We start from the raw sequence: 24,372 nt of genomic DNA, 5'->3' as shown, positions 1-24,372 counted from the left end.
TGAGCTCTCCGAGCTGGGTTCAATGAAAGGCGTAGGTCGATGATGCGTACGCGTCCGCTGAAGGTGGCGCTCCTTGGCTGTGGGGTAGTCGGCTCAGAGGTGGCGCGCATCATGACGACGCACGCCGAGGACCTCGCGGCCCGGATCGGCGCCCCCGTGGAACTGGCCGGGGTCGCCGTCCGACGTCCGTCGAAGGTGCGCGAGGGCATCGACCCCTCGCTGGTGACGACGGACGCGACCGCGCTGGTCAAACGGGGCGACATCGACGTGGTCGTCGAGGTCATCGGAGGCATCGAGCCGGCCCGCGGCCTCATCATGACGGCGTTCGAGCACGGCGCCTCCGTCGTCTCCGCCAACAAGGCGCTCATCGCCCAGGACGGCGCCGCGCTGCACGCCGCCGCCGAGGAGCACGGCAAGGACCTCTACTACGAGGCCGCCGTCGCCGGCGCGATCCCGCTGATCAGGCCGCTGCGCGAGTCCCTCGCCGGCGACAAGATCAACCGTGTGATGGGCATCGTCAACGGCACCACGAACTTCATCCTCGACAAGATGGACTCGACGGGCGCCGGCTACCAGGAGGCCCTCGACGAGGCCACCGCGCTCGGTTACGCCGAGGCCGACCCCACCGCCGACGTCGAGGGCTTCGACGCCGCCGCCAAGGCGGCCATTCTCGCCGGGATCTCCTTCCACACCCGCGTACGTCTCGACGACGTCTACCGCGAGGGCATGACCGAGGTGACCGCCGCCGACTTCGCTTCCGCGAAGGAGATGGGCTGCACCATCAAGCTGCTCGCCATCTGTGAGCGGGCGGCGCACGGCGGGTCCGTCACCGCGCGCGTGCACCCCGCGATGATCCCGCTCGACCACCCGCTGGCCTCCGTGCGCGGCGCGTACAACGCCGTGTTCGTCGAGGCCGAGGCCGCCGGCCAGCTCATGTTCTACGGGCCCGGAGCCGGCGGCGCGCCCACCGCGTCGGCCGTGCTCGGCGACCTCGTGGCCGTGTGCCGCAACAAGCTCGGCGAGGCCACCGGACCCGGTGACTCCGCCTACACCCAGCTGCCCGTCTCGCCCATGGGCGAGGTCGTGACGCGCTACCACATCAGCCTCGACGTGGCCGACAAGCCGGGCGTCCTCGCCCAGGTCGCGACGGTCTTCGCCGAGCACGGCGTATCCATTGACACGGTGCGCCAATCGGGCAAGGACGGCGAGGCCTCCCTCGTCGTGGTCACCCACCGTGCGGCGGACGCGGCCCTCACCGGGACCGTCGACGCGCTGCGCAAGCTCGACACCGTGCGTGGTGTCGCCAGCATCATGCGTGTTGAAGGGGAGTAACGAGCAATGACCCACCAGTGGCGCGGAATCATCGAGGAGTACCGCGACCGGCTTCCGGTGTCCGACACCACGCCGGTCGTCACGCTGCGCGAGGGCGGCACGCCGCTCGTGCCCGCCCAGGTGCTCTCCGAGCGCACGGGCTGCGAGGTCCACCTCAAGGTCGAGGGTGCCAACCCGACCGGGTCCTTCAAGGACCGCGGCATGACGATGGCGATCACGAAGGCCAAGGAGGAGGGCGCGCAGGCCGTCATCTGCGCCTCCACCGGCAACACCTCCGCCTCTGCCGCGGCCTACGCCGTGCGCGCCGGGATGGTCTGCGCCGTACTCGTCCCGCAGGGCAAGATCGCGCTCGGCAAGATGGGCCAGGCGCTGGTCTACGGTTCGAAGATCCTCCAGGTCGACGGCAACTTCGACGACTGCCTGAACCTGGCCCGCGCCCTCTCCGAGAACTACCCGGTGGCGCTGGTCAATTCGGTCAACCCGTTCCGTATCGAGGGCCAGAAGACCGCCTCGTTCGAGATCGTCGACGCGCTCGGCGACGCGCCTGACATCCATGTCCTTCCCGTCGGCAACGCCGGCAACATCACGGCCTACTGGAAGGGCTACAAGGAGTACGCGGCGGACGGCATCGCGACGCACACGCCGCGTATGTGGGGCTTCCAGGCTTCCGGTTCCGCGCCCATCGTGCGCGGCGAGATCGTCAAGGACCCGTCGACGATCGCCACCGCGATTCGCATCGGCAACCCCGCGTCCTGGGACTTCGCGCTGGCCGCCCGTGACGAGTCCGGCGGCTTCATCGACGAAGTGACGGACCGTGAAATCCTGCGCGCCTACAAGCTGTTGGCGTCCCAGGAGGGTGTCTTCGTGGAGCCCGCGTCGGCCGCCTCCGTCGCCGGTCTGCTCAAGGCCGCCGAGCAGGGCAAGGTCGACAAGGGGCAGAAGATCGTCTGCACCGTCACGGGCAACGGCCTCAAGGACCCCGACTGGGCCGTCGCGGGTGCCCCGCAGCCCGTCACCGTCCCGGTCGACGCCGCCACCGCGGCAGAGCGCCTCGGCCTGGCGTAAGCGGACCGGACCGGTCAACTCCGCACAGGGGGTGCACAGGGGGCTTTCGACACGCATCGTGCGCCTCCTGTGCGCCCTATGTCGCCACAGAACCTTCCTTCGATAGGCTGTACCGAACCCACCCCGCCGCATATGCATATGCCGCGGTGCCGCAGGCGTTGTCGCAACCCTCGCGGCCTTCGGGTTCTCACACGGGCAGCAATCATCGGATCTCTACCGCAGTCACCTCGTTCATCACGCAAGAACCGCAGCTCAAGGAGTGTCATCGAGCGATGGCCGGTCCCGCCTTCCGCGCCGCCGCCGTCAGGGTGCGCGTCCCCGCCTCCAGCGCCAACCTCGGCCCCGGCTTCGATGCCTTCGGCCTGTCGCTGGGCCTCTACGACGACGTGGTCGTCCGGGTCGCCGACTCCGGCCTGAACATCGACATCGCAGGTGAGGGCTCCGAAACCCTTCCGCGCGACGAGTCCCATCTGCTCGTACGTTCCCTGCGCACGGCCTTCGACCTGCTCGGCGGACAGCCGCGCGGCCTCGAGGTGGTCTGCGCCAACCGGATCCCGCACGGCCGCGGCCTCGGCTCCTCGTCGGCCGCGATCTGCGCCGGCATCGTCGCCGCGCGCGCCGTGACGATAGGCGGCGACGCCCGCCTCGACGACGCGGCCCTGCTGGAGCTCGCGACCGAGATCGAGGGGCACCCGGACAACGTCGCGGCCTGCCTGCTCGGCGGCTTCACGCTCTCCTGGATGGACGGCGGCGCGGCCCGGGCGATCAGGATGGACCCCGCGGGTTCCATCGTTCCGGTGGTTTTCGTACCGGGAAAGCCGGTACTCACCGAGACCGCGCGCGGTCTCCTGCCGCGCAGCGTCCCCCATGTGGACGCCGCGGTGAACGCGGGCCGAGCGGCCCTGCTCGTCGAGGCCCTCACGAGGCGCCCCGAGCTGCTGCTGCCCGCCACCGAGGACCGGCTCCACCAGGAATACCGGGCTCCCGCGATGCCGGAGAGCCTCGCACTCGTGGAGCGTCTGCGGGCAGACGGCGTTCCCGCGGTGATCTCAGGGGCGGGCCCCACGGTCCTCGCCCTTGTGGAGGAGTCAGCGGCCGACAAGGTCGCCCGGCTGGCCGGTGAGGGATGGGCGGCGAACCGCCTCGACCTCGATGTCGACGGAGCGAGCGTGCTGCCGCTTGCTCACTGACACACGGTTGCCGGAATTCGAGAGGGGGAATATTTGTTGGATCCGGTAGTGTTAACCTCAAGTCTGCACCCGACCCCACCATGGCGAGGTGCTGTGTGTCCCCCTCCGGGACAACCATTCTTCCGGGAGCCCCGCAAATTGCTCTGTGCCAAGCGCTGAGCCGTTTCGAGCATGCTCCGGAACCGGTGTGATCGAGCCGGGTGACACAGACATTCCAGTGAAACCCGCGGCTTCGGGACTCGCCGTCACCAATGAATTCTTCCGCCGCGTTGGCGGACCACCGCCCCGGCACGGTCCATACCGACAGGACCACCGCCGGACAGCACAACCGGTCGCCGAGCCAGACAGGCCGACGTCCGCTCCAGGGAAGGACCCTTCGTGAGCGACACCACCGATCTGATGGGCGTGAGCGCCGACAGCTCCGCTGCCGCGCCCTCCGCCGCTGCGGATGCCCCTGCTGCCGGTGCTTCGGGCTCCCGGCGGCGCCGCGGTACCGGCCTCGAGGGCATGGTGCTGGCCGAGCTCCAGCAGGTCGCATCGGGCCTCGGCATCAGGGGCACCGCGCGTATGCGCAAGAGCCAGCTGATCGAGGTCATCAAGGAGGCGCAGGCCGGGGGAGGCGCTCCCGCGAAGAGCGCCGACACCACCGAGACCAAGCCGAAGCGCCGTGCCACCTCCAAGGCGCGCACCGGTGACGAGGCCGCGGCGAACGGCACCGAGGCCCCCGCCGCCAAGGCCACCAAGGCCGAGGACGCGAAGGCCGCGAAGGCCGCCGCTCAGCAGCAGATCGACATCCCCGGTCAGCCGGCGAGCGACGAGAAGGCCGGCGAGCGCCGCCGCCGCCGTGCCACCTCCGAGGCCGGCAGCCCCGAGACCGTCACGGCCGAGGCGAAGACCGAGACCAAGACGGACGCCCAGGGCGACGCCGGTGACAACGGCGCCGAGGGCCGTCGCGAGCGCCGTGACCGTCGTGACCGCGGTGACCGTGGCGGCGACCGCGGTGAGCGCGGTGGCCGTGACCGCGGCGACCGCCGTGGCAAGGGCGATGAGCAGGGCAAGGATCAGGGCGGCAACCGCCAGCCGCAGGGCGGCGGACGCCAGGACCGTCAGCGGGACAACGGTCCGCAGGACGACGACGACTTCGAGGGTGGCCGCCGCGGACGCCGTGGCCGCTACCGCGACCGCCGTGGCCGTCGTGGCCGCGACGAGGCCGGCTTCGGCAACGAGGTGCAGGTCTCCGAGGACGACGTCCTGATCCCCGTCGCGGGCATCCTGGACATCCTCGACAACTACGCGTTCATCCGGACCTCCGGCTACCTGCCCGGTCCGAACGACGTGTACGTCTCGCTCGCCCAGGTCCGCAAGAACGGCCTGCGCAAGGGTGACCACGTCACCGGCGCGGTCCGCCAGCCCAAGGACGGCGAGCGCCGCGAGAAGTTCAACGCGCTGGTCCGCCTCGACTCCGTCAACGGCATGGCGCCCGAATCCGGGCGCGGGCGGCCGGAGTTCAACAAGCTGACGCCGCTCTACCCGCAGGACCGGCTCCGTCTGGAGACCGACCCGGGCATCCTGACCACCCGCATCATCGACCTCGTGTCGCCGATCGGTAAGGGCCAGCGAGGCCTGATCGTGGCCCCGCCGAAGACCGGCAAGACCATGATCATGCAGGCGGTCGCCAACGCGATCACCACCAACAGCCCCGAGTGCCACCTGATGGTCGTCCTGGTCGACGAGCGTCCGGAAGAGGTCACCGACATGCAGCGGTCGGTGAAGGGCGAGGTCATCTCCTCGACCTTCGACCGTCCGGCCGAGGACCACACCACGGTCGCCGAGCTCGCCATCGAGCGCGCCAAGCGTCTCGTGGAGCTCGGTCACGACGTGGTCGTCCTGCTCGACTCGATCACGCGTCTGGGCCGTGCCTACAACCTGGCGGCGCCGGCCTCCGGCCGCATCCTGTCCGGTGGTGTCGACTCGACCGCGCTCTACCCGCCGAAGCGCTTCTTCGGTGCGGCGCGCAACATCGAGGACGGCGGCTCGCTGACCATTCTCGCCACCGCGCTGGTCGACACCGGCTCGCGCATGGACGAGGTGATCTTCGAGGAGTTCAAGGGCACCGGCAACATGGAGCTCAAGCTCGACCGCAAGCTCTCCGACAAGCGCATCTTCCCGGCGGTGGACGTCGACGCGTCCTCCACCCGTAAGGAAGAGATCCTGCTCAACGCGGAAGAGCTGGCGATCGTCTGGAAGCTGCGCCGGGTGCTGCACGCGCTCGACTCGCAGCAGGCCATCGAGCTGCTTCTCGACAAGATGAAGCAGACGAAGTCGAACGCCGAGTTCCTGATGCAGATCGCGAAGACGACGCCGTCGCCGGGCAACGGCAACGACTAAGAGCTTCGCTCGGCGGTAGCACCGCTCAAGGGCCGCCCCCGTCACGGATGTGACGGGGGCGGCCCTTTGTGCGCTCCGGGGCGGGTTGTACGATCGCGCTCTTCATCAAACGTTCAACTCATTGCTCCCTGGGGGGACTTGCGTGGACATATCTGTATCCGGCTCCGGCCGGCACCGCCGAAGACTCGGCAAGGTGCTGCCGGCCGCGGCGGCCGGGCTCGCCCTGATCGGCGCGGGCGCGTTCGCCGTCACCTCTTACGCGGGGGAGTCCGACGCCGGCCGGGTCGTGCAGCCGCCGCCCGGCGCGAAGACCGCGCAGCCCGCGGCGTCATCGCCGTCACCGAGCGGTGACCGGACGGTCACGCCCCGCATCATCGGCGGCACCGCGAGCGCCGCCTCCTGGATGGTGCAGCTCGTCTACAACGACCCCGCGGGCGGCTCGTACTTCGTCTGCGGCGGCACGCTGGTCGCGCCGAACAAGGTGCTCACCGCCGCGCACTGCCTGCACGACGAGAACGGCAACCGGCAGGACTGGGGCAAGTACGGCGAAGTCGCCGTAGGCACCAGCAAGAGCGTCACCGTCGCCGGCAACGGCGCCACGTACATCGACGTCACCCGCAGCTGGGTGCGCGACGGCTACGACCCCGACGCCATCACGAACGACGTCGCCCTGCTCACCCTCGCCAAGCCGGTCGCCCAGACCACGCTGGAGCTGGCCGGACCGGGTGACAGCGCGCTGTACGCCGCCGGCACGAACGCCACCGTGTACGGCTGGGGCCTCACCAGCTCGAACGAGGACACCGCCGACATCGCGTCCCAGCTGCAGAAGGTCACCCTGCCGCTGAACTCCGACGACGCCTGCACCCAGAACCTGGACCCGTACTTCCAGGCCGGGAAGATGGTCTGCGCCGGACAGCTCGGCACCGGCGACGACAGCACCGGCAAGACCACGTGCCCGGGTGACTCGGGCGGCCCGCTCGTCGTGGGCGACAAGGTCGTCGGCATCGTCTCCTGGGGCATCAGCCAGGGCAAGCAGCTCTGCAACGTCTCCGGCACGTACGAGGCCTTCACCAAGGTCTCCACGTACCAGCCCAAGGTCCGTCCGCGCATCGACGACACCGACATCAGCCGCAACGGCAAGGCCGACCTCTTCGTCCGGGCCGCCTCCGGTGGCAAGGGTTACGTCAAGGAGTCCACGGGCAGCGGCTTCGCCACGCGCAAGACGCTGAGCGGGTCGTGGAGCGCGTACAACCTCGTCCTCCAGGCCGACATGAACCGCGACGGCTACCAGGACTTCATCATCCGCCGACGGTCGGACGGGAACGTCTACTGGCGGCACCGGTCCGCGTCCAGCTCGACGTACACGGACACGAAGATCGCGAGCGACTGGGCGACGCGGAAGTTCGTCGTGGTGCCCGGCGACGTGACCGGCGACCGGTACCCCGACCTGCTGTCGGTGACCTCCGGCGGCACGCTCTACCTGTACCCCGGCAAGGGCGACGGGACGTACGGCACCCGCACCACCGTCGGCAGCGGCTACCAGGTCTTCAACTCCCTGCGCGGCAAGGGCGACTTCACCGGCGACGGCAGGAGCGACCTGATCGCCCGCGGCAGCGGCGGCAAGCTGTACCTCCTCAAGGGCACCGGCAAGGCGTCCGCGCCCTTCGAGACCGGCGTGCAGGTGCGCACCTGGGACGGGTACAACGCGTTCGCGGCGCCGGGCGACGTGACCGGCGACGGCAAGGCCGACTACGTGGCCCGCACACCCGGCGGCACGCTCTACCTGTACCCGGGCACGGGGACCGCCTCCTCGGAGATCTTTGCCACACGCATCAAGATCGGGACCGGCTACACGCAGTACAACATCTTCGGATAAACCCGCAGGTGAGAGCCGGACGATCGGCTCATGTCAGCACTCTCCGTGCCCGTCGCGAGCCCCGCGGCGGGCACGGCGCGTTGTGCAACCCTTCTTCCCGGTTTCCACGTCTCGCGAAGAGACGGACGAAGAAGCGTCCATTCGCGCCTGACCCTGCAAACAGGGGGTAACCGGACGACAGAGCAGCTGAGGACTGAGGAGCACATGCCCGACGAGAGCAGCCCCGCGACCACCGATCCGAGCCGCCCCACCCGCGGCGGCGGAGGCGGCGGCCGACGGCGCAAGCCGCGCGCCGGGCGCCGCAAGGCCCTCGTCATCACGGCCTGCACCGCGGCGGGACTCGTCGTCCTGGCGGGCGCGGGCGCCGGCTTCCTGTACTTCAAGCTCAACGGGAACATCAAGGGCGTCGACATCAACGCCGCGCTCGGCCCCGACCGCCCCGCGAACGTCGACGACGGCTCGATGGACATCCTCGTCCTCGGCTCGGACTCGCGCTCGGGCGCGAACGCCAAGTACGGGAAGGACGGCGGCGGTGCCCGCTCCGACACCGCGATGGTCGTCCACGTGTACAAGGGCCACCAGAAGGCCAGCGTGGTCTCCATACCTCGCGACACCCTCGTCACCCGCCCGGCCTGCACCGACAGCGCAGGCAACTCGGTCGCGGGCGGCAATCAGCAGATGTTCAACACGGCGTACGAGGTCGGCGGCCCGGCCTGCGCCGTCAAGACGGTCGAGAAGATGTCCGGGATCCGCATGGACCACTACGTCGAGGTCGACTTCTCGGGCTTCAAGAAGCTCATCAACACCCTCGGTGGCGTCGACATCACCACCCAGCAGGCCATAGACGACGACAAGAGCCATCTGCACCTGGCGGCCGGGAAGCACACCCTCGACGGCGAGCAGTCGCTCGGCCTCGTCCGCACCCGGCACGCCGTCGGCGACGGCAGCGACCTGGGCCGAATACAGCTCCAGCAGGCCTTCATGAAGGCGCTGATCAACCAGATCAAGGACGTCGGCGTCTTCACCAGCCCCAAGAAGCTCTACGACCTCGCGGACACCGCCACCAGCGCCGTCACCACCGACTCCGAGCTCAACTCGGTCAACGAACTGGCGGGCTTCGCGGGCGGCCTCAAGGGCATCGGCGCCGGAGACATGAAGATGGTGACGCTCCCCGTCCAGTACGACCCCGCCGACCCGAACCGCGTACTCCCGCTGGAGAAGGCGGGCGCGAAGGTCTGGGCGGCGCTCAAGACGGACCAGCCCGTCCCGGCCTCCGCGCTCAAGGGCTCCGCCGGTGACAAGGGCGCCGCGGGCTCCGTGGTGACCAGCCACTAGCCGGCCGGCGGACGCCGGTCACCACGTGGCGGTGACCCTTCGGGAATAGTTCCGCCCCGACCCCGGTTTTGGGGGATACGGCCAGTCCTGGCAGACTGGTACGTCGGCCCCGGTTCACGCCCCCGCAATCCGCGGAAGCGACCCGGAGCCCTCCGAGATCATAGGAGACACCTTGAAGCGCGACATCCACCCCGAGTACGTCGAGACGCAGGTCAGCTGCACCTGTGGCGCGTCGTTCACCACCCGCAGCACGATCTCCAGCGGCACCGTCCGTGCCGAGGTCTGCTCCGAGTGCCACCCGTTCTACACGGGCAAGCAGAAGATCCTCGACACCGGTGGCCGTGTGGCCCGCTTCGAGGCCCGCTTCGGCAAGGCTGCTGCCGCCAACAAGTAGCGAGCCACTTGCGCCGGTCCACGGCCGCCCTCCGGGGCGGGCCGGGACCGGCGTGCTTGTTTTTGGTTGGCCGGGGACCCGGGGGGTCTTCCCCGGCCGGCCGGTGGCCGTTCCCTTTCGCTGTACCTCACTTCAGGAGCCGGAGATGTTCGAGGCCGTCGAGGACCTCATCGGTGAGCACGCCGATCTCGAGACGAAGCTCGCGGACCCCTCGGTCCACGCCGACCAGGCGAACGCGCGCAAGCTCAACAAGCGCTACGCCGAGCTGACCCCGATCGTCGCCACCTACCGCTCCTGGAAGCAGACCGGTGACGACATCGAGACCGCGCGCGAATTCGCCGCGGACGACCCGGACTTCGCCGCCGAGGTCAAGGACCTCGAGAAGCAGCGCGAGGAGATCACCGAGAAGCTGCGGCTCCTGCTGGTCCCCCGGGACCCCAACGACGACAAGGACGTCATCCTCGAGGTCAAGGCGGGCGCGGGCGGCGACGAGTCGGCCCTCTTCGCCGGCGACCTGCTGCGCATGTATCTGCGGTACGCGGAGCGCGTCGGCTGGAAGACCGAGATCATCGACGCCACCGAGTCCGAGCTGGGCGGCTACAAGGACGTCCAGGTCGCCGTGAAGACCAAGGGCGGCAACGGCGCGACCGAGCCCGGCCAGGGCGTCTGGGCCCGTCTGAAGTACGAGGGCGGTGTGCACCGCGTGCAGCGTGTGCCGTCGACCGAGTCGCAGGGCCGTATCCACACCTCCGCGGCCGGCGTCCTCGTGACGCCCGAGGCCGAGGAGGTCGATGTCGAGATCCACGCGAACGACCTCCGCATCGACGTCTACCGCTCGTCGGGCCCCGGCGGCCAGTCCGTCAACACGACGGACTCCGCGGTGCGCATCACGCACCTGCCCACCGGAGTGGTCGCTTCCTGCCAGAACGAGAAGAGCCAGCTCCAGAACAAGGAGCAGGCGATGCGTATCCTGCGTTCCAGGCTGCTCGCCGCTGCCCAGGAGAAGGCCGAGGCCGAGGCCGCGGACGCCCGTCGCAGCCAGGTCCGCACCGTCGACCGCTCCGAGAAGATCCGTACGTACAACTTCCCCGAGAACCGCATCTCGGACCACCGCGTCGGTTTCAAGGCGTACAACTTGGACCAGGTGCTCGACGGTGAGCTCGACCCGGTGATCCAGGCCTGCCTCGACGCCGACTCGGCCGCCAAGCTCGCCGCCGCCTAAGCCACACCAAAAAAGACCAGCTCAGCCCCGGAGGACCAGCGTGCAGCAACATCTTGGGGGGCGACCCCCAAACCCCCGCAGCGTGCTGCTCGCGGAAGTCGCCCAGGCCACCCAGCGCCTCGCCGACGCGGGCGTGCCCTCGCCCCGCAACGACGCGGAGGAGCTCGCCGCCTTCGTGCACGGCGTGAAGCGGGGCGAGCTGCATCTGGTCAAGGACGCGGACTTCGACGCCCGTTACTGGGAGGTCACCGCGCGCCGCGAGGCCCGTGAGCCGCTCCAGCACATCACCGGGCGCGCCTACTTCCGCTACCTCGAACTCCAGGTGGGGCCGGGCGTGTTCGTGCCGCGGCCCGAGACGGAGTCCGTGGTCGGCTGGGCCATAGACGCCGTACGGGCCATGGACGTCGTCGAGCCGCTCATCGTCGACCTGTGCACGGGCTCGGGCGCCATAGCGCTCGCCCTCGCGCAGGAGGTCCCGCGCTCCCGGGTGCACGCCGTGGAGCTGTCCGAGGACGCCCTGCGCTGGACGCGCAAGAACGTCGAGGGGTCCAGGGTCGATCTGCGCCAGGGAGACGCCCTGGAGGCCTTCCCCGAGCTCGACGGCCAGGTCGACCTGGTGGTCTCCAACCCGCCGTACATCCCGCTCACCGAGTGGGAGTACGTCGCCCCCGAGGCCCGCGACCACGACCCCGAACTCGCGCTGTTCTCCGGCGAGGACGGGCTCCACCTGATCCGCGGCATCGAGCGCACCGCGCACCGCCTGCTGCGCCCCGGTGGCGTCGTCGTCGTGGAGCACGCCGACACCCAGGGCGGCCAGGTCCCGTGGATCTTCACCGAGGAACGGGGCTGGGCCGACGCCGCCGACCACCCCGACCTGAACAACCGCCCGCGCTTCGCGACCGCCCGCAAGGCGATGCCGTGACGCGACAGAATCAGCGCGGCAACAGCAGCGACAGCACCAGCAGTTGCCGCACCCCCCGCATCTCTCGCATGGACTACGTGTACTTCGTGTACGAGGAGGCCCGCTAAATGGCTCGGCGATACGACACCAACGACGCGTCGGACCGTACGACCGGTCTGCGGGAAGCCGCGTCCGCCGTCCGCCGCGGTGAGCTGGTCGTGCTGCCCACCGACACCGTGTACGGCATCGGCGCCGACGCCTTCACCTCCGAGGCCGTCGCCGACCTGCTGGACGCCAAGGGGCGCGGCCGCAACATGCCGACCCCTGTCCTCATCGGCTCCCCGAACACGCTGCACGGCCTCGTCACGGACTTCTCCGAGATGGCCTGGGAACTCGTCGACGCGTTCTGGCCGGGCGCTCTCACGCTCGTCGCCAAGCACCAGCCGTCCCTGGCGTGGGACCTCGGGGACACCCGTGGCACCGTCGCCGTCCGCATGCCCCTGCACCCGGTCGCGATCGAGCTGCTCACCGAGGTCGGCCCCATGGCCGTGTCCTCCGCGAACCTCACGGGGCACCCCGCCCCCGAGGACTGCGACGCCGCGCAGGACATGCTCGGCGACTCCGTCTCCGTCTACCTCGACGGCGGCCCCACGCCCGGCATCGTCCCGTCCTCGATCGTCGACGTGACCGGGAAGGTTCCGGTGCTCCTGCGCGCGGGTGCCCTGACCGCGGACGAGCTGCGCAAGGTCGTACCCGACCTCGAGGTGGCGAATTGACAGCCCCTGAGACGGGGCGTGGCATAGGCACCGGGGACTCCTTCCGCATCCTCCATGTCAGCACCGGCAACGTGTGCCGCTCGCCGATCACCGAGCGGCTGACCCGGCATGCCCTGGTGGGCAGGCTCGGGGACCCCCTCGTACGCGGTCTGATCGTCGAGAGCGCGGGCACCTGGGGCCACGAGGGCGCGCCCATGGAGGCCAATGCCGAGGCCGTCCTCGCGGACTTCGGTGCGGACGCCTCCGGCTTCGTGGGGCGCGAGCTCCTCGACGACCACGTGATCCGCGCGGACCTGGTCCTCACGGCCACCCGCGACCACCGCGCCCAGGTCATCTCGATGGGCCACAGCGCGGGCCTGCGCACCTTCACGCTGAAGGAGTTCACGCGCCTCGTCCAGGCCATCGACCCGGCCACGCTGCCCGACCCGCTGGACGGCGGCGTGGTGGAGCGCGCACGCGCACTGGTGCGCGCCGCGGCGGCTCTACGCGGGTGGCTTCTCGCCCCGAACGCCGAGGCCGACGAGGTCTACGACCCGTACGGCGCACCTCTGCCGTTCTTCCGCTCGGTCGGCGAGGAGATCAGCGAGGCACTGGATCCCGTGGTGACGGCCTTGACGGGTGTTCCGGCCTGCCGTTGATCCGGCGGGCGCAGACCGGCGCCGAGAAGCCGGGGAGGCGCTGTGGGGCCGAGCGGTGCGAGTGGCGCGCTGAGGGGGCTCCGGATCCCGTGGCGACGGCTTTGACGGGTGTTGCGGCCTGCGGTTGAGGCGGCGGGCGCAGTCCGGCGCAGCGCTGTGAAGCCGGGGAGGCTCCGAGCGGTGCGAGTGGCGCGTCGGAGTGGCTCGGCGAGGCGCTGGATCCCGTGGTGACGGCGCCGACCGATGTCCCGGACTGCCGCCGAACGAAGTGACAGCGTCTGCCGGATTACCCGCTCGTACCCGAGTTTCGGGCGCCGCGGGCGGTGCGGGCCTACATTGGTTTTGAGGTCACCCCCGCGAGGCCCGGAGCCCAAGATGCCGGTCACCACTGAACAAGCCCCCGCCGGTGCGACGTATGCGCACGCCGGCTTCGACGTGCTGCGCCGGCAGGACCCCGAGATCGCCGAGATCATGCTCGGCGAGGCGGTCCGGCAGGCCACGTCGCTGCAACTGATCGCCGCCGAGAACTTCACGTCGCCGGCCGTCCTCGCGGCCCTAGGCTCCCCGCTCGCCAACAAGTACGCCGAGGGCTATCCCGGCGCCCGTCACCACGGCGGCTGCGAGCTCGTCGACGTGGCGGAGCGGATCGCCGTCGACCGGGCCAGGGCGCTCTTCGGCGCCGAGCACGCCAATGTGCAGCCCCACTCCGGCTCCTCCGCGGTTCTCGCCGCGTACGCGGCCCTGCTGCGCCCCGGTGACACCGTCCTCGCGATGGGGCTCCCGTACGGCGGCCACCTCACCCATGGCTCGCCCGCGAACTTCTCGGGCCGCTGGTTCGACTTCGTGCCCTACGGCGTCGACCCGGAGACCGGCCTCATCGACCACGACCAGGTCCGCGCCCTGGCCCGCGCCCACCGCCCCAAGGCGATCGTCTGCGGTTCGATCGCCTATCCCCGGCACATCGACTACGCGGCCTTCCGTGACATCGCCGACGACGTGGGCGCCTACCTCATCGCCGACGCCGCGCACCCCATCGGCCTGGTCGCCGGGGGAGCGGCGCCGAACCCCGTGCCGTACGCCGATGTCGTCTGCGCCACCACGCACAAGGTGCTGCGCGGCCCCCGCGGCGGCATGGTCCTGTGCGGGGCCGAGCTCGCCGGACGCATCGACCGGGCCGTCTTCCCGTTCACGCAGGGCGGCGCCCAGATGCACACGATCGCCGCCAAGGCCGTCGCGTTCGGCGAGGCGGAGACCCCGGCCTTCGCCGCGTACACCCAGCAGGTGGTCGCCAACGCGAGGGTCCTCGCGGCCGCGCTCGACGCCGAGGGCCTCGCGATCACCACGGGCGGCACGGACACCCATCTGCTGACCGCCGACCCCACGTCGCTGGGCGTCGACGGCCCGACCGCCCGGGGGCGGCTCGCCTCGGCCGGGATGGTCCTCGACACGTGCGCGCTGCCCTTCGGGGACGGGCGCGGCCTGCGCCTCGGCACCGCCGCCGTCACCACCCAGGGCATGGGCGAGCCGGAGATGGCGCGCATCGCGGTGCTCTTCTCGGGGGTGCTGCGGGACGAGATCGATCCGCGTACCGCGCGTGCGGAAGTGCGCGATCTCACCGGAAGATTTCCGCCGTATCCGGCCTAGACAGGGGTAGGCGGGCAGGGGTGGCCCGTCACTCGTGCAACCATCATCGCTACCCGGCAGTCCTTCACCACATGCGCGCGAAGCTAGGGTGTGGGGCTGAGATGGCCAGCGATATCTGTGGGGAAGCCCGTGCGTGAATACCTGCTGACGCTCTGCATCACGGCCGCGGTGACATACCTGCTGACCGGTCCGGTGCGGAAGTTCGCGATCGTGGCCGGCGCCATGCCGGAGATCCGCGCCCGCGACGTGCACCGGGAGCCCACGCCCCGGCTCGGCGGGATCGCCATGTTCTTCGGCCTGTGCGCGGGTCTCCTCGTCGCGGACCACCTGACGAACCTCAGCCCCGTCTTCAAGATGTCGAACGAGCCGCGGGCGTTGCTCTCCGGAGCCGCCCTGATCTGGCTGATCGGCGTCCTGGACGACAAGTTCGAGATCGACGCCCTGATCAAGCTGGGCGGCCAGATGATCGCCGCCGGCGTCATGGTCATGCAGGGTCTGACGATCCTGTGGCTGCCGATCCCGGGTGTGGGCACGGTCTCGCTCACGCAGTGGCAGGGCACGCTCCTCACCGTCGCCCTGGTCGTGATCAGCATCAACGCGGTCAACTTCGTGGACGGCCTCGACGGCCTCGCGTCCGGCATGGTGTGCATCGCCGCGTCGGCGTTCTTCCTGTACTCGTACCGCCTCTGGTACGGCTACGGCATCGAGGCGGCCGCCCCCGCGACGCTGTTCGCGGCGATCCTGATCGGCATGTGTCTGGGCTTCCTGCCGCACAACATGCACCCCGCCAGGATCTTCATGGGCGACTCCGGGTCGATGCTCATCGGGCTCGTCCTGTCCGCCGGCGCCATCTCCATCACCGGCCAGGTCGACCCGAGCCTGATGAAGCTGAACTTCGGCGGCACCCGTGACGCCACTCACGCGATGGTGCCGGTCTTCATCCCGCTGCTGATGCCGCTGACGATCATCGCGGTGCCGTTCGCGGACCTGGTCCTCGCGATCGTGCGCCGTACGTGGAAGGGCCAGTCGCCGTTCGCCGCCGACCGCGGGCACCTGCACCACCGACTCCTGGAGATCGGCCACTCCCACAGTCGCGCGGTCCTGATCATGTACTTCTGGTCGGCGCTGCTGTCCTTCGGCGCGGTCGCCTACTCCGTCCACTCGACGTCCATGTGGATCGTCCTGGCGATCGTCGCGCTGAGCTTCGTCGGTCTCGTACTGCTTCTGCTGCCGCGCTTCACGCCGCGCGCCCCGCGCTGGGCGGAGGTCTTCCTGCCGCCGCGCTACCGGCGCAGGCGGGCCGCGCAGGCGGCCGCCGAGGTGGCGGGCAGCTCACCGTCGTACGCGGCGCAGGACGAAGCCGAGGCGGCCGGGACAGACGCGGCTGCGGAGACGTCCGAGGACGAGGGTGCGCGCACGCCGATGCCCGCAGGAGTCAACGGGGCAACAGCCATTGGCCCCCGTTCGCGCTTCCTGGATCGGCGCAAGGCGCACTCGTCGCGCTGATGCGCGGGACGAAAACGCCTCATTACCAGACAAGTTGGCTCGGTTTTTGCACAGACGGGCGGATTACCTCTCACGTGTGACAGTGAGCACACCGTAGAGGTAAAGACCTCATCAAATAGTTTGTGATACCGTTCACGAGACCCGGGGATAGAGCCGAAGGACCGTAGTGCGACGGCCCATTGGCCCGAAGTTCCCTCTCGGCCCCGGTCTACGCTCGTCCATGACGACACCCTGCCCCCGTCCAGTTAGCGGAGCTGCCGCCATGCCCTCGAATGACGCACGGATCCTCCTCCAGGCCGTTGTGCCCACAGCCATTGCCGGCGCGATCGCCGCCGTGATCAGTGGTGTGCTCGCCGGCGGCAAGGGGGCGCTCGGCGCTGTCATCGGCACGGTGGTCGTCATCGTCTTCATGGGCCTCGGGCAGGTCGTCCTCCAGCGGACGGCAAAATCGCTTCCGCAGCTCTTCCAGGCGATGGGGCTGATGCTCTATGTCGCCCAGTTGCTGCTGCTTCTGATCTTCGTCGCCGTCTTCAAGGACACGACACTGTTCAACCCCAAGGCCTTCGCCGCATCGCTCGTCGCCGCCACCGTCGTATGGATGGCCGCGCAGGCGCGTGCGCACATGAAGGCCAAGATTTTCTATATCGATCCCGACTCGGCGAAAGACTCCGAGAAGAGTGACAAGCCCGAGAATTCAGGGTCGTCGTCATGAGGGGTAGGGGCGGGATAAGTGCGGGTTCGCGTTACTGCTATCGTCCGGTGCCAACTGCGGCACTGCGGGCGCGGGCATCTGAGCTGACGCCTGCTCGACTGCGAGGCTCACTGCCTGCCTGCCGCCCCCACATCCGAAACACCAGACCGGTGCCGATCCGCGGCTGCGCGCCGCAACGACACAACGAGGTTGCCGTACCTATGCGTCACGCCGAAGGAGCCCGTGGTGAGTGCTGACCAGACTGAGCTCGCCTTTGACTGGAGCTGTCGGATCCTGTCCGACAACGGCTGCGGCTTTCCGGCTCCCGGTCTGCACTCGTTCCTGTTCCAGCCGATCTTCACCGTCGGCGGGTTCGAGTTCAACAAGGTGATGCTGCTTGCCCTGTTGACGACGCTGGTCATCATGAGCCTCTTCTACGCCGCCTTCGGCCGAGCCAAGGTGGTCCCGGGGAAGCTCCAGATGATCGGTGAGGCGGGGTACGACTTCGTACGCCGCAACATCGTCTACGAGACCCTCGGCAAGAAGGAGGGCGAGAAGTACGTCCCCGTCATGGTCTCGATGTTCTTCTTCATCTGGATCATGAACGTGTGGTCCGTGATTCCGCTGGCCCAGTTCCCGGTGTCGTCGGTCATCGCGTACCCGATCGTGCTCGCCGTCATCGTCTACCTGATCTGGGTGCCGCTGACCTTCAAGCGCCACGGTTTCGTGGGCGGCTGGAAGAACATCACGGGCTACGACAACTCGCTCGGCCCGATCAAGTGGCTCGTCTCGTTCATCGAGTTCTTCTCGAACCTGCTCGTCCGGCCGTTCACGCACGCGGTGCGACTGTTCGCGAACATGTTCGCCGGTCACCTGATGCTGGTCATGTTCACCGTTGCCTCCTGGTACCTGCTGAACAGCTACATGATCCCGGCCGCGGGCGTCTCGTTCGTCATGACCGTCGTCATGATCCTCTTCGAGCTTTTCGTGCAGGCCGTCCAGGCGTACGTCTTCGTGCTCCTCGCCTGCACGTACATCCAGGGCGCGCTCGCCGAGCACCACTGAGCCAGTCCCGTCCCGTCATATTTCAGTCGTCCGGTGGCCAACCCCCACCGGTTCGTTAAAGAGAAGGAAGTAACGGCATGTCCGCGACCCTCGAACTCGCCGCTGGCGTCTCCGGCTCCCTCGGTTCCATCGGCTACGGTCTCGCTGCCATCGGCCCCGGCATCGGCGTCGGCATCGTCTTCGGTAACGGCACCCAGGCCCTGGCCCGTCAGCCCGAGGCCGCCGGCCTGATCCGCGCCAACCAGATCCTCGGCTTCGCGTTCTGTGAGGCGCTCGCCCTCATCGGCATCGTTATGCCGTTCGTGTTCGGTAAGTAATCACTTCTTACCGACACTTTCGACGAAAGGCACTGATGTGATCGCCAACCTGGTTGCACTCGCGGCCGAGGAGGAGCAGAACCCGCTCATCCCGCCGGGTCCCGAGCTGCTCATTGGCACGCTTGCCTTCGCCATCGTCTTCTTCTTCTTCGCCAAGAAGCTCCTCCCGCGTATCAACAAGACGCTGGAAGAGCGCCGCGAGCTGATCGAAGGCGGTATCGAGAAGGCCGAGTCGGCCCAGACCGAGGCCCAGAGCGTGCTCGAGCAGTACAAGGCTCAGCTGGCCGAGGCTCGTCACGAGGCCGCGCGTCTGCGCCAGGAGGCGCAGGAGCAGGGCGCCACGCTCATCGCCGAGATGCGCGCGGAAGGCCAGCGGCAGCGTGAGGAAATCATCGCCGCCGGCCACTCGCAGATCGAGGCCGACCGCAAGGCCGCCGCTCAGGCGCTGCGCCAGGACGTCGGCCAGCTGGCCACCACCCTGGCCGGCAAGCTGGTCGGCGAGTCCCTCGAGGACCACGCCCGGCAGTCGCGCACGATCGACCGCTTCCTCGACGACCTCGAGGAGAAGGCCGAGGCTGTTCGATGACTGCCCACGGAGCGAGCCGCGAGGCCCTCGCCTCCGCACGTGAGCGTCTCGACGCGCTGACCGACAGCACCTCGGTCGACGCCCGACAGCTTGCCGGAGAGCTGGCCGCGGTCACCGCGCTGCTCGACCGCGAGGTGTCGCTGCGTCGGGTCCTGACCGACCCGGCGCAGTCCGGCGAGGCCAAGGCCGAGCTCGCGGGGCGCCTGCTGGGCGGCCAGGTCAGCGGTGCGACCGCCGACCTGGTGGCCGGCCTGGTCCGCTCCCGCTGGTCCGCCCCGCGCGACCTGGTCGACTCCGTCGAGGAGCTCGCCAGTATCGCCGAGCTGACCGCGGCGCAGAAGGCGGGCGAGCTGGACGACGTCGAGGACGAGCTGTTCCGGTTCGGCCGGATCGTCTCCTCGAGCACCGAGCTGCGCGCCGCGCTCACGGACCGTATCGCCACGGGCACGGCCAAGGGTGAGCTGCTGCGCAGCCTGCTCGGCGGTCGCGCCACGGCCACCACCGAGCGACTGGTCGAGCGCCTTGTGACTCAGCCGCGTGGACGTAGCCTGGAGGGGGGACTCGAGTCCCTGTCCAAGCTCGCCGCGGACCGCCGGGACCGCACGGTGGCTGTCGTCACCACGGCGGTTCCGCTGAGCGATGCGCAGAAGCAGCGCCTGGGCGCCGCCCTGGCAAAGCTCTACGGGCGTCAGATGCACCTGAACCTCGACGTGGACCCCGAGGTCCTCGGCGGGATCAACGTGCAGGTGGGCGACGAGCTCATCAACGGAAGCATCGCGGACCGCATTGAGGACGCCAGCCGCCGTATGGCCGGCTAGCCGACTCGCACAACGTAGTAGTACCTACGGCCCTAGTTGGGCCGTGCAGAGGATTCCTGGGGGCTGACCCCAGACCCCCCAAGAAAACTTCGGGCCCAACAAGGAGAGCAGGGAACCCAGATGGCGGAGCTCACGATCCGGCCGGAGGAGATCCGGGACGCGCTGGAGAACTTTGTCCAGGCGTACAAGCCGGACGCGGCCTCGCGCGAGGAGGTCGGTACGGTCACCCTTGCCGGCGACGGCATCGCGAAGGTCGAGGGCCTGCCCTCGGCCATGGCCAACGAACTGCTGAAGTTCGAGGACGGCACCCTCGGCCTCGCCCTCAACCTCGAGGAGCGCGAGATCGGTGCCATCGTGCTCGGTGAGTTCACCGGTATCGAGGAGGGCCAGCCGGTGCAGCGCACCGGTGAGGTGCTCTCCGTCGCCGTCGGCGAGGGCTACCTGGGTCGCGTCGTCGACCCGCTCGGCGCCCCGATCGACGGCCTCGGCGAGATCGAGACCAGCGCGCGTCGTGCCCTTGAGCTGCAGGCCCCCACGGTCATGCAGCGCAAGTCGGTGCACGAGCCGATGGAGACCGGCTACAAGGCCGTCGACGCGATGACCCCGATCGGCCGCGGTCAGCGTCAGCTGATCATCGGCGACCGCCAGACGGGCAAGACCGCCCTGGCTGTCGACACGATCATCAACCAGCGCGACAACTGGCGCACCGGCGACCCGAAGAAGCAGGTCCGCTGCATCTACGTCGCCATCGGCCAGAAGGGCTCGACCATCGCCTCCGTGCGTGGCGCCCTGGAAGAGGCCGGCGCGCTGGAGTACACGACCATCGTCGCCGCCCCGGCGTCCGACCCGGCCGGCTTCAAGTACCTTGCGCCGTACACCGGTTCGGCCATCGGTCAGCAGTGGATGTACGAGGGCAAGCACGTCCTCATCATCTTCGACGACCTCTCGAAGCAGGCCGACGCCTACCGCGCCGTGTCCCTGCTGCTCCGCCGCCCGCCGGGGCGCGAGGCCTACCCGGGTGACGTCTTCTACCTGCACTCCCGCCTCCTCGAGCGCTGCGCGAAGCTCTCGGACGAGATGGGTTCCGGCTCGATGACCGGTCTGCCGATCGTCGAGACCAAGGCGAACGACGTGTCGGCGTTCATCCCGACCAACGTCATCTCCATCACCGACGGCCAGTGCTTCCTGGAGTCGGACCTGTTCAACGCCGGTCAGCGCCCCGCGCTGAACGTCGGTATCTCCGTCTCCCGAGTCGGTGGTTCCGCGCAGCACAAGGCGATGAAGCAGGTCTCCGGCCGCCTCCGCGTGGACCTCGCCCAGTTCCGTGAGCTCGAGGCGTTCGCCGCCTTCGGTTCCGACCTGGACGCCGCGTCGAAGGCCCAGCTGGAGCGCGGTCAGCGCATGGTCGAGCTGCTCAAGCAGCCCCAGTACCAGCCGATGGCGACCGAGGACCAGGTTGTCTCCGTCTGGGCCGGTACCACCGGCAAGATGGACGACGTCCCGGTCGTGGACATCCGGCGCTTCGAGCGCGAGCTGCTCGACTACCTGCACCGCAAGGAGCAGGGCCTGATGACCTCCATCAAGGAGGGCGGCAAGATGTCGGACGACACCTTGACCGCCGCCGCCGACGCCATCGCGGACTTCAAGAAGCAGTTCGAGACCTCGGACGGGAAGCTTCTCGGCGAGGACGCTCCGGCCGCCGCCGGTAAGTGACGACGGAAGGGACCTGACTCATGGGAGCCCAGCTCCGGGTCTACAAGCGTCGCATCAAATCCGTCACCGCGACCAAGAAGATCACCAAGGCGATGGAGATGATCGCCGCCTCGCGTGTCGTCAAGGCGCAGCGCAAGGTGGCGGCCTCCACGCCGTACGCGACCGAGCTCACCCGCGCGGTCACGGCTGTCGGCACCGGTTCGAACACGAACCACCCGCTGACGACGGAGCCGGAGACGGCGACGCGCACCGCGGTGCTGCTCCTCACGAGCGACCGTGGTCTCGCCGGCGCCTTCAACTCGAACGCCATCAAGGCCGCGGAGAAGCTGACCGCGCGTCTCGAGGCCGAGGGCAAGGAGGTCGAGATCTACATCGTCGGCCGCCGTGGTGTCGCCCACTACAACTTCCGTGAGCGCAAGATCGCGGAGCAGTGGACGGGCTTCACCGACGAGCCCACGTACGCGGACGCCAAGAAGGTCGCGGGCCCGCTGATCGAGGCGATCGAGAAGGACTCGGCGGAGGGCGGCGTGGATGAACTCCACATCGTCTACACGGAGTTCATCTCGATGATGACGCAGTCGGCCATTGACGGCCGTCTGCTTCCGCTCAGCCTCGAAGAGGTGGCGGAGGAGTCGAAGTCCAAGGGCGAGATCCTTCCGCTGTACGACTTCGAACCGTCGGCGGAGGACGTCCTCGACGCCCTGTTGCCGCGCTACGTCGAGAGCCGTATCTACAACGCGCTGCTCCAGTCGGCTGCTTCCAAGCACGCCGCCACGCGCCGCGCGATGAAGTCGGCGACCGACAACGCGGGAGACTTGATCAACTCGCTCTCCCGACTTGCCAACGCGGCCCGCCAGGCCGAAATCACCCAGGAAATCAGCGAGATCGTCGGCGGCACTGCAGCCCTGTCCGACGCGACCGCGGGGAGTGACAAGTAATGACGACCACTGTTGAGACGGCCGTTGCCACGGGCCGCGTCGCCCGGGTCATCGGCCCGGTCGTCGACGTGGAGTTCCCCGTCGACGCGATGCCGGAGATCTACAACGCCCTCCACGTCCAGGTCGACGACCCGGCCACCGAGGGCGCGAAGAAGACGCTGACCCTCGAGGTCGCCCAGCACCTGGGTGACGGCGTGGTCCGTACGGTCTCGATGCAGCCCACCGACGGCCTGGTCCGCCAGGCCGCCGTGACGGACACCGGCGCCGGCATCTCGGTGCCCGTCGGTGACCTGACCAAGGGCCGGGTGTTCAACACCCTGGGCGACGTGCTGAACGACGACGCGTCCAGCGTCGCGGAGGCCCCGCGCTGGGAGATCCACCGCAAGGCCCCGGCCTTCGACCAGCTCGAGTCCAAGACCGAGATGTTCGAGACCGGCCTGAAGGTCGTCGACCTTCTCACCCCGTACGTCAAGGGTGGAAAGATCGGTCTGTTCGGTGGTGCCGGTGTCGGCAAGACCGTTCTGATCCAGGAAATGATCGTCCGTGTGGCCAAGCTGCACGACGGTGTCTCCGTCTTCGCCGGTGTCGGCGAGCGCACCCGTGAGGGCAACGACCTCATGGTCGAGATGGAGGAAGCCGGCGTTCTGGACAAGACCGCGCTGGTCTTCGGCCAGATGGACGAGCCGCCGGGCACGCGTCTTCGCGTCGCCCTGGCCGGTCTGACCATGGCGGAGTACTTCCGCGATGTGCAGAAGCAGGACGTGCTGTTCTTCATCGACAACATCTTCCGCTTCACGCAGGCCGGTTCCGAGGTCTCGACCCTGCTCGGCCGCATGCCCTCCGCGGTGGGTTACCAGCCGACCCTCGCCGACGAGATGGGTCTCCTCCAGGAGCGCATCACGTCGACCCGTGGTCACTCGATCACCTCGATGCAGGCGATCTACGTCCCCGCGGACGACCTGACCGACCCGGCCCCGGCCACCACGTTCGCCCACCTCGACGCGACGACGGTTCTCTCCCGTCCGATCTCCGAGAAGGGCATCTACCCGGCCGTGGACCCGCTGGACTCCACGTCCCGCATCCTGGACCCGCGCTACATCGCGCAGGACCACTACGACGCGGCGATGCGCGTCAAGACGATCCTGCAGAAGTACAAGGATCTCCAGGACATCATCGCGATCCTCGGTATCGACGAGCTGGGCGAGGAGGACAAGCTCGTTGTCCACCGTGCCCGTCGCGTCGAGCGCTTCCTGTCGCAGAACACCCACGCCGCCAAGCAGTTCACCGGCGTGGACGGTTCGGACGTGTCGCTCGAGGAGTCGATCACCGCGTTCAACGCGATCTGCGACGGCGAGTACGACCACTTCCCCGAGCAGGCGTTCTTCATGTGCGGTGGCATCGAGGACCTCAAGGCCAACGCCAAGGAGCTCGGCGTCTCCTGATTCTGGCTTCTCCGGAAGCACAGACTCGTGGGAGAGGGGCGGGGGATACCCGCAGGGTGTGTCCCGCCCCTCTCCGTACGCCGACTAGACTTTGACCCAACACCCGGCAGCAACGGCCGGGTGGTGACCCGAGGAGCCCACCTTGGCTGCTGAGCTGCATGTCGAGCTCGTCGCCGCGGACCGCAGTGTCTGGTCCGGCGAGGCCACCCTGGTCGTCGCGCGCACCGCGTCCGGCGACATCGGCGTCATGCCCGGTCACCAGCCGCTTCTCGGTGTGCTGGAGTCGGGCCCGGTGATGATCCGTACGAGCGACGGCGGGACGGTTGTCGCCGCTGTGCACGGCGGTTTCGTCTCGTTCGCCGACAACAAGCTGTCCCTGCTCGCCGAGATCGCCGAGCTGTCGGACGAGATCGATGTCCAGCGTGCGGAGCGGGCGCTCGAGCGCGCGAAGTCGGATGCCGACGCATCCGCCGAGCGTCGCGCGGACGTCCGACTGCGTGCGGTGGCGACGCGCTGAGTTTGGGGGTACCTCCCA

The 24,372-nt window shown here is 69.0% G+C and carries 22 protein-coding genes; all 22 read left to right on the top strand.

All coding sequences use genetic code 11. The annotated features are described in order from the left end of the window. The first annotated feature begins 42 nt into the window (after positions 1 to 42). The 22 genes from OHO83_RS17275 (at position 43) to OHO83_RS17170 (ending at position 24,354) form a co-directional block, all read left to right on the top strand. A complete protein-coding gene (locus OHO83_RS17275) occupies positions 43 to 1,332 on the top strand; it encodes a homoserine dehydrogenase (protein ID WP_266676633.1) in 1,290 nt (429 codons plus the stop codon). Between the two features lie 6 nt (positions 1,333 to 1,338). Next, a complete protein-coding gene (thrC, locus tag OHO83_RS17270; RefSeq protein WP_100595869.1) occupies positions 1,339 to 2,397 on the top strand; it encodes a threonine synthase in 1,059 nt (352 codons plus the stop codon). A gap of 272 nt (positions 2,398 to 2,669) precedes the next feature. Further along, positions 2,670 to 3,587 (top strand): homoserine kinase, encoded by a 918-nt coding sequence (thrB, locus tag OHO83_RS17265; RefSeq protein ID WP_266560063.1) that lies wholly within the window; start codon positions 2,670 to 2,672, stop codon positions 3,585 to 3,587. A 378-nt stretch (positions 3,588 to 3,965) separates the two neighbouring features. Beyond that, positions 3,966 to 5,975: a transcription termination factor Rho gene (gene rho, locus OHO83_RS17260; RefSeq protein WP_266674175.1), complete on the top strand. Its 2,010-nt coding sequence runs from the start codon at positions 3,966 to 3,968 to the stop codon at positions 5,973 to 5,975. A gap of 142 nt (positions 5,976 to 6,117) precedes the next feature. Continuing rightward, on the top strand, positions 6,118 to 7,851 hold the full coding sequence (locus tag OHO83_RS17255) for a trypsin-like serine protease (protein ID WP_266674177.1): 1,734 nt from the start codon (positions 6,118 to 6,120) through the stop codon (positions 7,849 to 7,851). A gap of 204 nt (positions 7,852 to 8,055) precedes the next feature. Further along, positions 8,056 to 9,186, top strand: coding sequence for an LCP family protein (locus OHO83_RS17250; RefSeq protein ID WP_266674179.1), 1,131 nt, complete (start codon positions 8,056 to 8,058; stop codon positions 9,184 to 9,186). 172 nt (positions 9,187 to 9,358) lie between these two features. After that, positions 9,359 to 9,580: a 50S ribosomal protein L31 gene (rpmE, locus tag OHO83_RS17245; protein WP_100595864.1), complete on the top strand. Its 222-nt coding sequence runs from the start codon at positions 9,359 to 9,361 to the stop codon at positions 9,578 to 9,580. Positions 9,581 to 9,725: 145 nt separating this feature from the next. Further along, the gene (prfA, locus tag OHO83_RS17240; RefSeq protein WP_266674181.1) at positions 9,726 to 10,802 is read left to right on the top strand and encodes a peptide chain release factor 1; all 1,077 of its coding nucleotides are present in this window, start codon (positions 9,726 to 9,728) and stop codon (positions 10,800 to 10,802) included. 82 nt (positions 10,803 to 10,884) lie between these two features. Next, positions 10,885 to 11,724, top strand: coding sequence for a peptide chain release factor N(5)-glutamine methyltransferase (gene prmC / locus OHO83_RS17235; protein WP_100595862.1), 840 nt, complete (start codon positions 10,885 to 10,887; stop codon positions 11,722 to 11,724). Positions 11,725 to 11,831: 107 nt separating this feature from the next. Beyond that, complete coding sequence (locus tag OHO83_RS17230) at positions 11,832 to 12,479, top strand: L-threonylcarbamoyladenylate synthase (protein ID WP_100595861.1); 648 nt, start codon at positions 11,832 to 11,834, stop codon at positions 12,477 to 12,479. Continuing rightward, entirely contained in the window at positions 12,476 to 13,117 is a 642-nt protein-coding gene (locus tag OHO83_RS17225) for an arsenate reductase/protein-tyrosine-phosphatase family protein (protein ID WP_266674184.1), read from the top strand. Before OHO83_RS17230 ends, OHO83_RS17225 begins: the two co-directional genes overlap by 4 nt. 375 nt (positions 13,118 to 13,492) lie before the next feature. After that, positions 13,493 to 14,761, top strand: a complete 1,269-nt coding sequence (glyA, locus tag OHO83_RS17220; RefSeq protein ID WP_329434026.1) for a serine hydroxymethyltransferase — start codon at positions 13,493 to 13,495, stop codon at positions 14,759 to 14,761. A 129-nt stretch (positions 14,762 to 14,890) separates the two neighbouring features. Continuing rightward, complete coding sequence (locus OHO83_RS17215; protein ID WP_330279628.1) at positions 14,891 to 16,267, top strand: MraY family glycosyltransferase; 1,377 nt, start codon at positions 14,891 to 14,893, stop codon at positions 16,265 to 16,267. Positions 16,268 to 16,529: 262 nt separating this feature from the next. Beyond that, a complete protein-coding gene (locus OHO83_RS17210; protein ID WP_266674190.1) occupies positions 16,530 to 16,979 on the top strand; it encodes a hypothetical protein in 450 nt (149 codons plus the stop codon). Positions 16,980 to 17,252: 273 nt separating this feature from the next. Next, the gene (gene atpB, locus OHO83_RS17205) at positions 17,253 to 18,023 is read left to right on the top strand and encodes a F0F1 ATP synthase subunit A (RefSeq protein ID WP_266676634.1); all 771 of its coding nucleotides are present in this window, start codon (positions 17,253 to 17,255) and stop codon (positions 18,021 to 18,023) included. A 77-nt stretch (positions 18,024 to 18,100) separates the two neighbouring features. Further along, positions 18,101 to 18,340: an ATP synthase F0 subunit C gene (gene atpE, locus OHO83_RS17200; RefSeq protein ID WP_055564408.1), complete on the top strand. Its 240-nt coding sequence runs from the start codon at positions 18,101 to 18,103 to the stop codon at positions 18,338 to 18,340. 37 nt (positions 18,341 to 18,377) lie between these two features. Continuing rightward, complete coding sequence (locus tag OHO83_RS17195; RefSeq protein ID WP_266674194.1) at positions 18,378 to 18,926, top strand: F0F1 ATP synthase subunit B; 549 nt, start codon at positions 18,378 to 18,380, stop codon at positions 18,924 to 18,926. Next, positions 18,923 to 19,744: a F0F1 ATP synthase subunit delta gene (locus tag OHO83_RS17190; RefSeq protein WP_266674196.1), complete on the top strand. Its 822-nt coding sequence runs from the start codon at positions 18,923 to 18,925 to the stop codon at positions 19,742 to 19,744. The genes OHO83_RS17195 and OHO83_RS17190 overlap by 4 nt, the downstream gene beginning before the upstream one ends. Positions 19,745 to 19,864: 120 nt before the next feature. Further along, positions 19,865 to 21,457, top strand: a complete 1,593-nt coding sequence (atpA, locus tag OHO83_RS17185; protein ID WP_266674198.1) for a F0F1 ATP synthase subunit alpha — start codon at positions 19,865 to 19,867, stop codon at positions 21,455 to 21,457. Positions 21,458 to 21,477: 20 nt separating this feature from the next. Then, the gene (locus OHO83_RS17180) at positions 21,478 to 22,395 is read left to right on the top strand and encodes a F0F1 ATP synthase subunit gamma (protein WP_266674200.1); all 918 of its coding nucleotides are present in this window, start codon (positions 21,478 to 21,480) and stop codon (positions 22,393 to 22,395) included. After that, positions 22,395 to 23,837: a F0F1 ATP synthase subunit beta gene (atpD, locus tag OHO83_RS17175; RefSeq protein WP_266674202.1), complete on the top strand. Its 1,443-nt coding sequence runs from the start codon at positions 22,395 to 22,397 to the stop codon at positions 23,835 to 23,837. Before OHO83_RS17180 ends, atpD begins: the two co-directional genes overlap by 1 nt. Before the next feature lie 142 nt (positions 23,838 to 23,979). Continuing rightward, positions 23,980 to 24,354 (top strand): F0F1 ATP synthase subunit epsilon, encoded by a 375-nt coding sequence (locus OHO83_RS17170; RefSeq protein WP_116509861.1) that lies wholly within the window; start codon positions 23,980 to 23,982, stop codon positions 24,352 to 24,354. The last annotated feature ends 18 nt before the right edge of the window (positions 24,355 to 24,372 follow it).

It is taken from the genome of Streptomyces sp. NBC_00569 (assembly GCF_036345255.1).
In the GTDB taxonomy this organism is placed as follows: domain Bacteria; phylum Actinomycetota; class Actinomycetes; order Streptomycetales; family Streptomycetaceae; genus Streptomyces.
The sequence above is the reverse complement of the archived record's forward strand: the minus strand, read 5'-3'. Positions and strand labels throughout refer to the sequence as shown.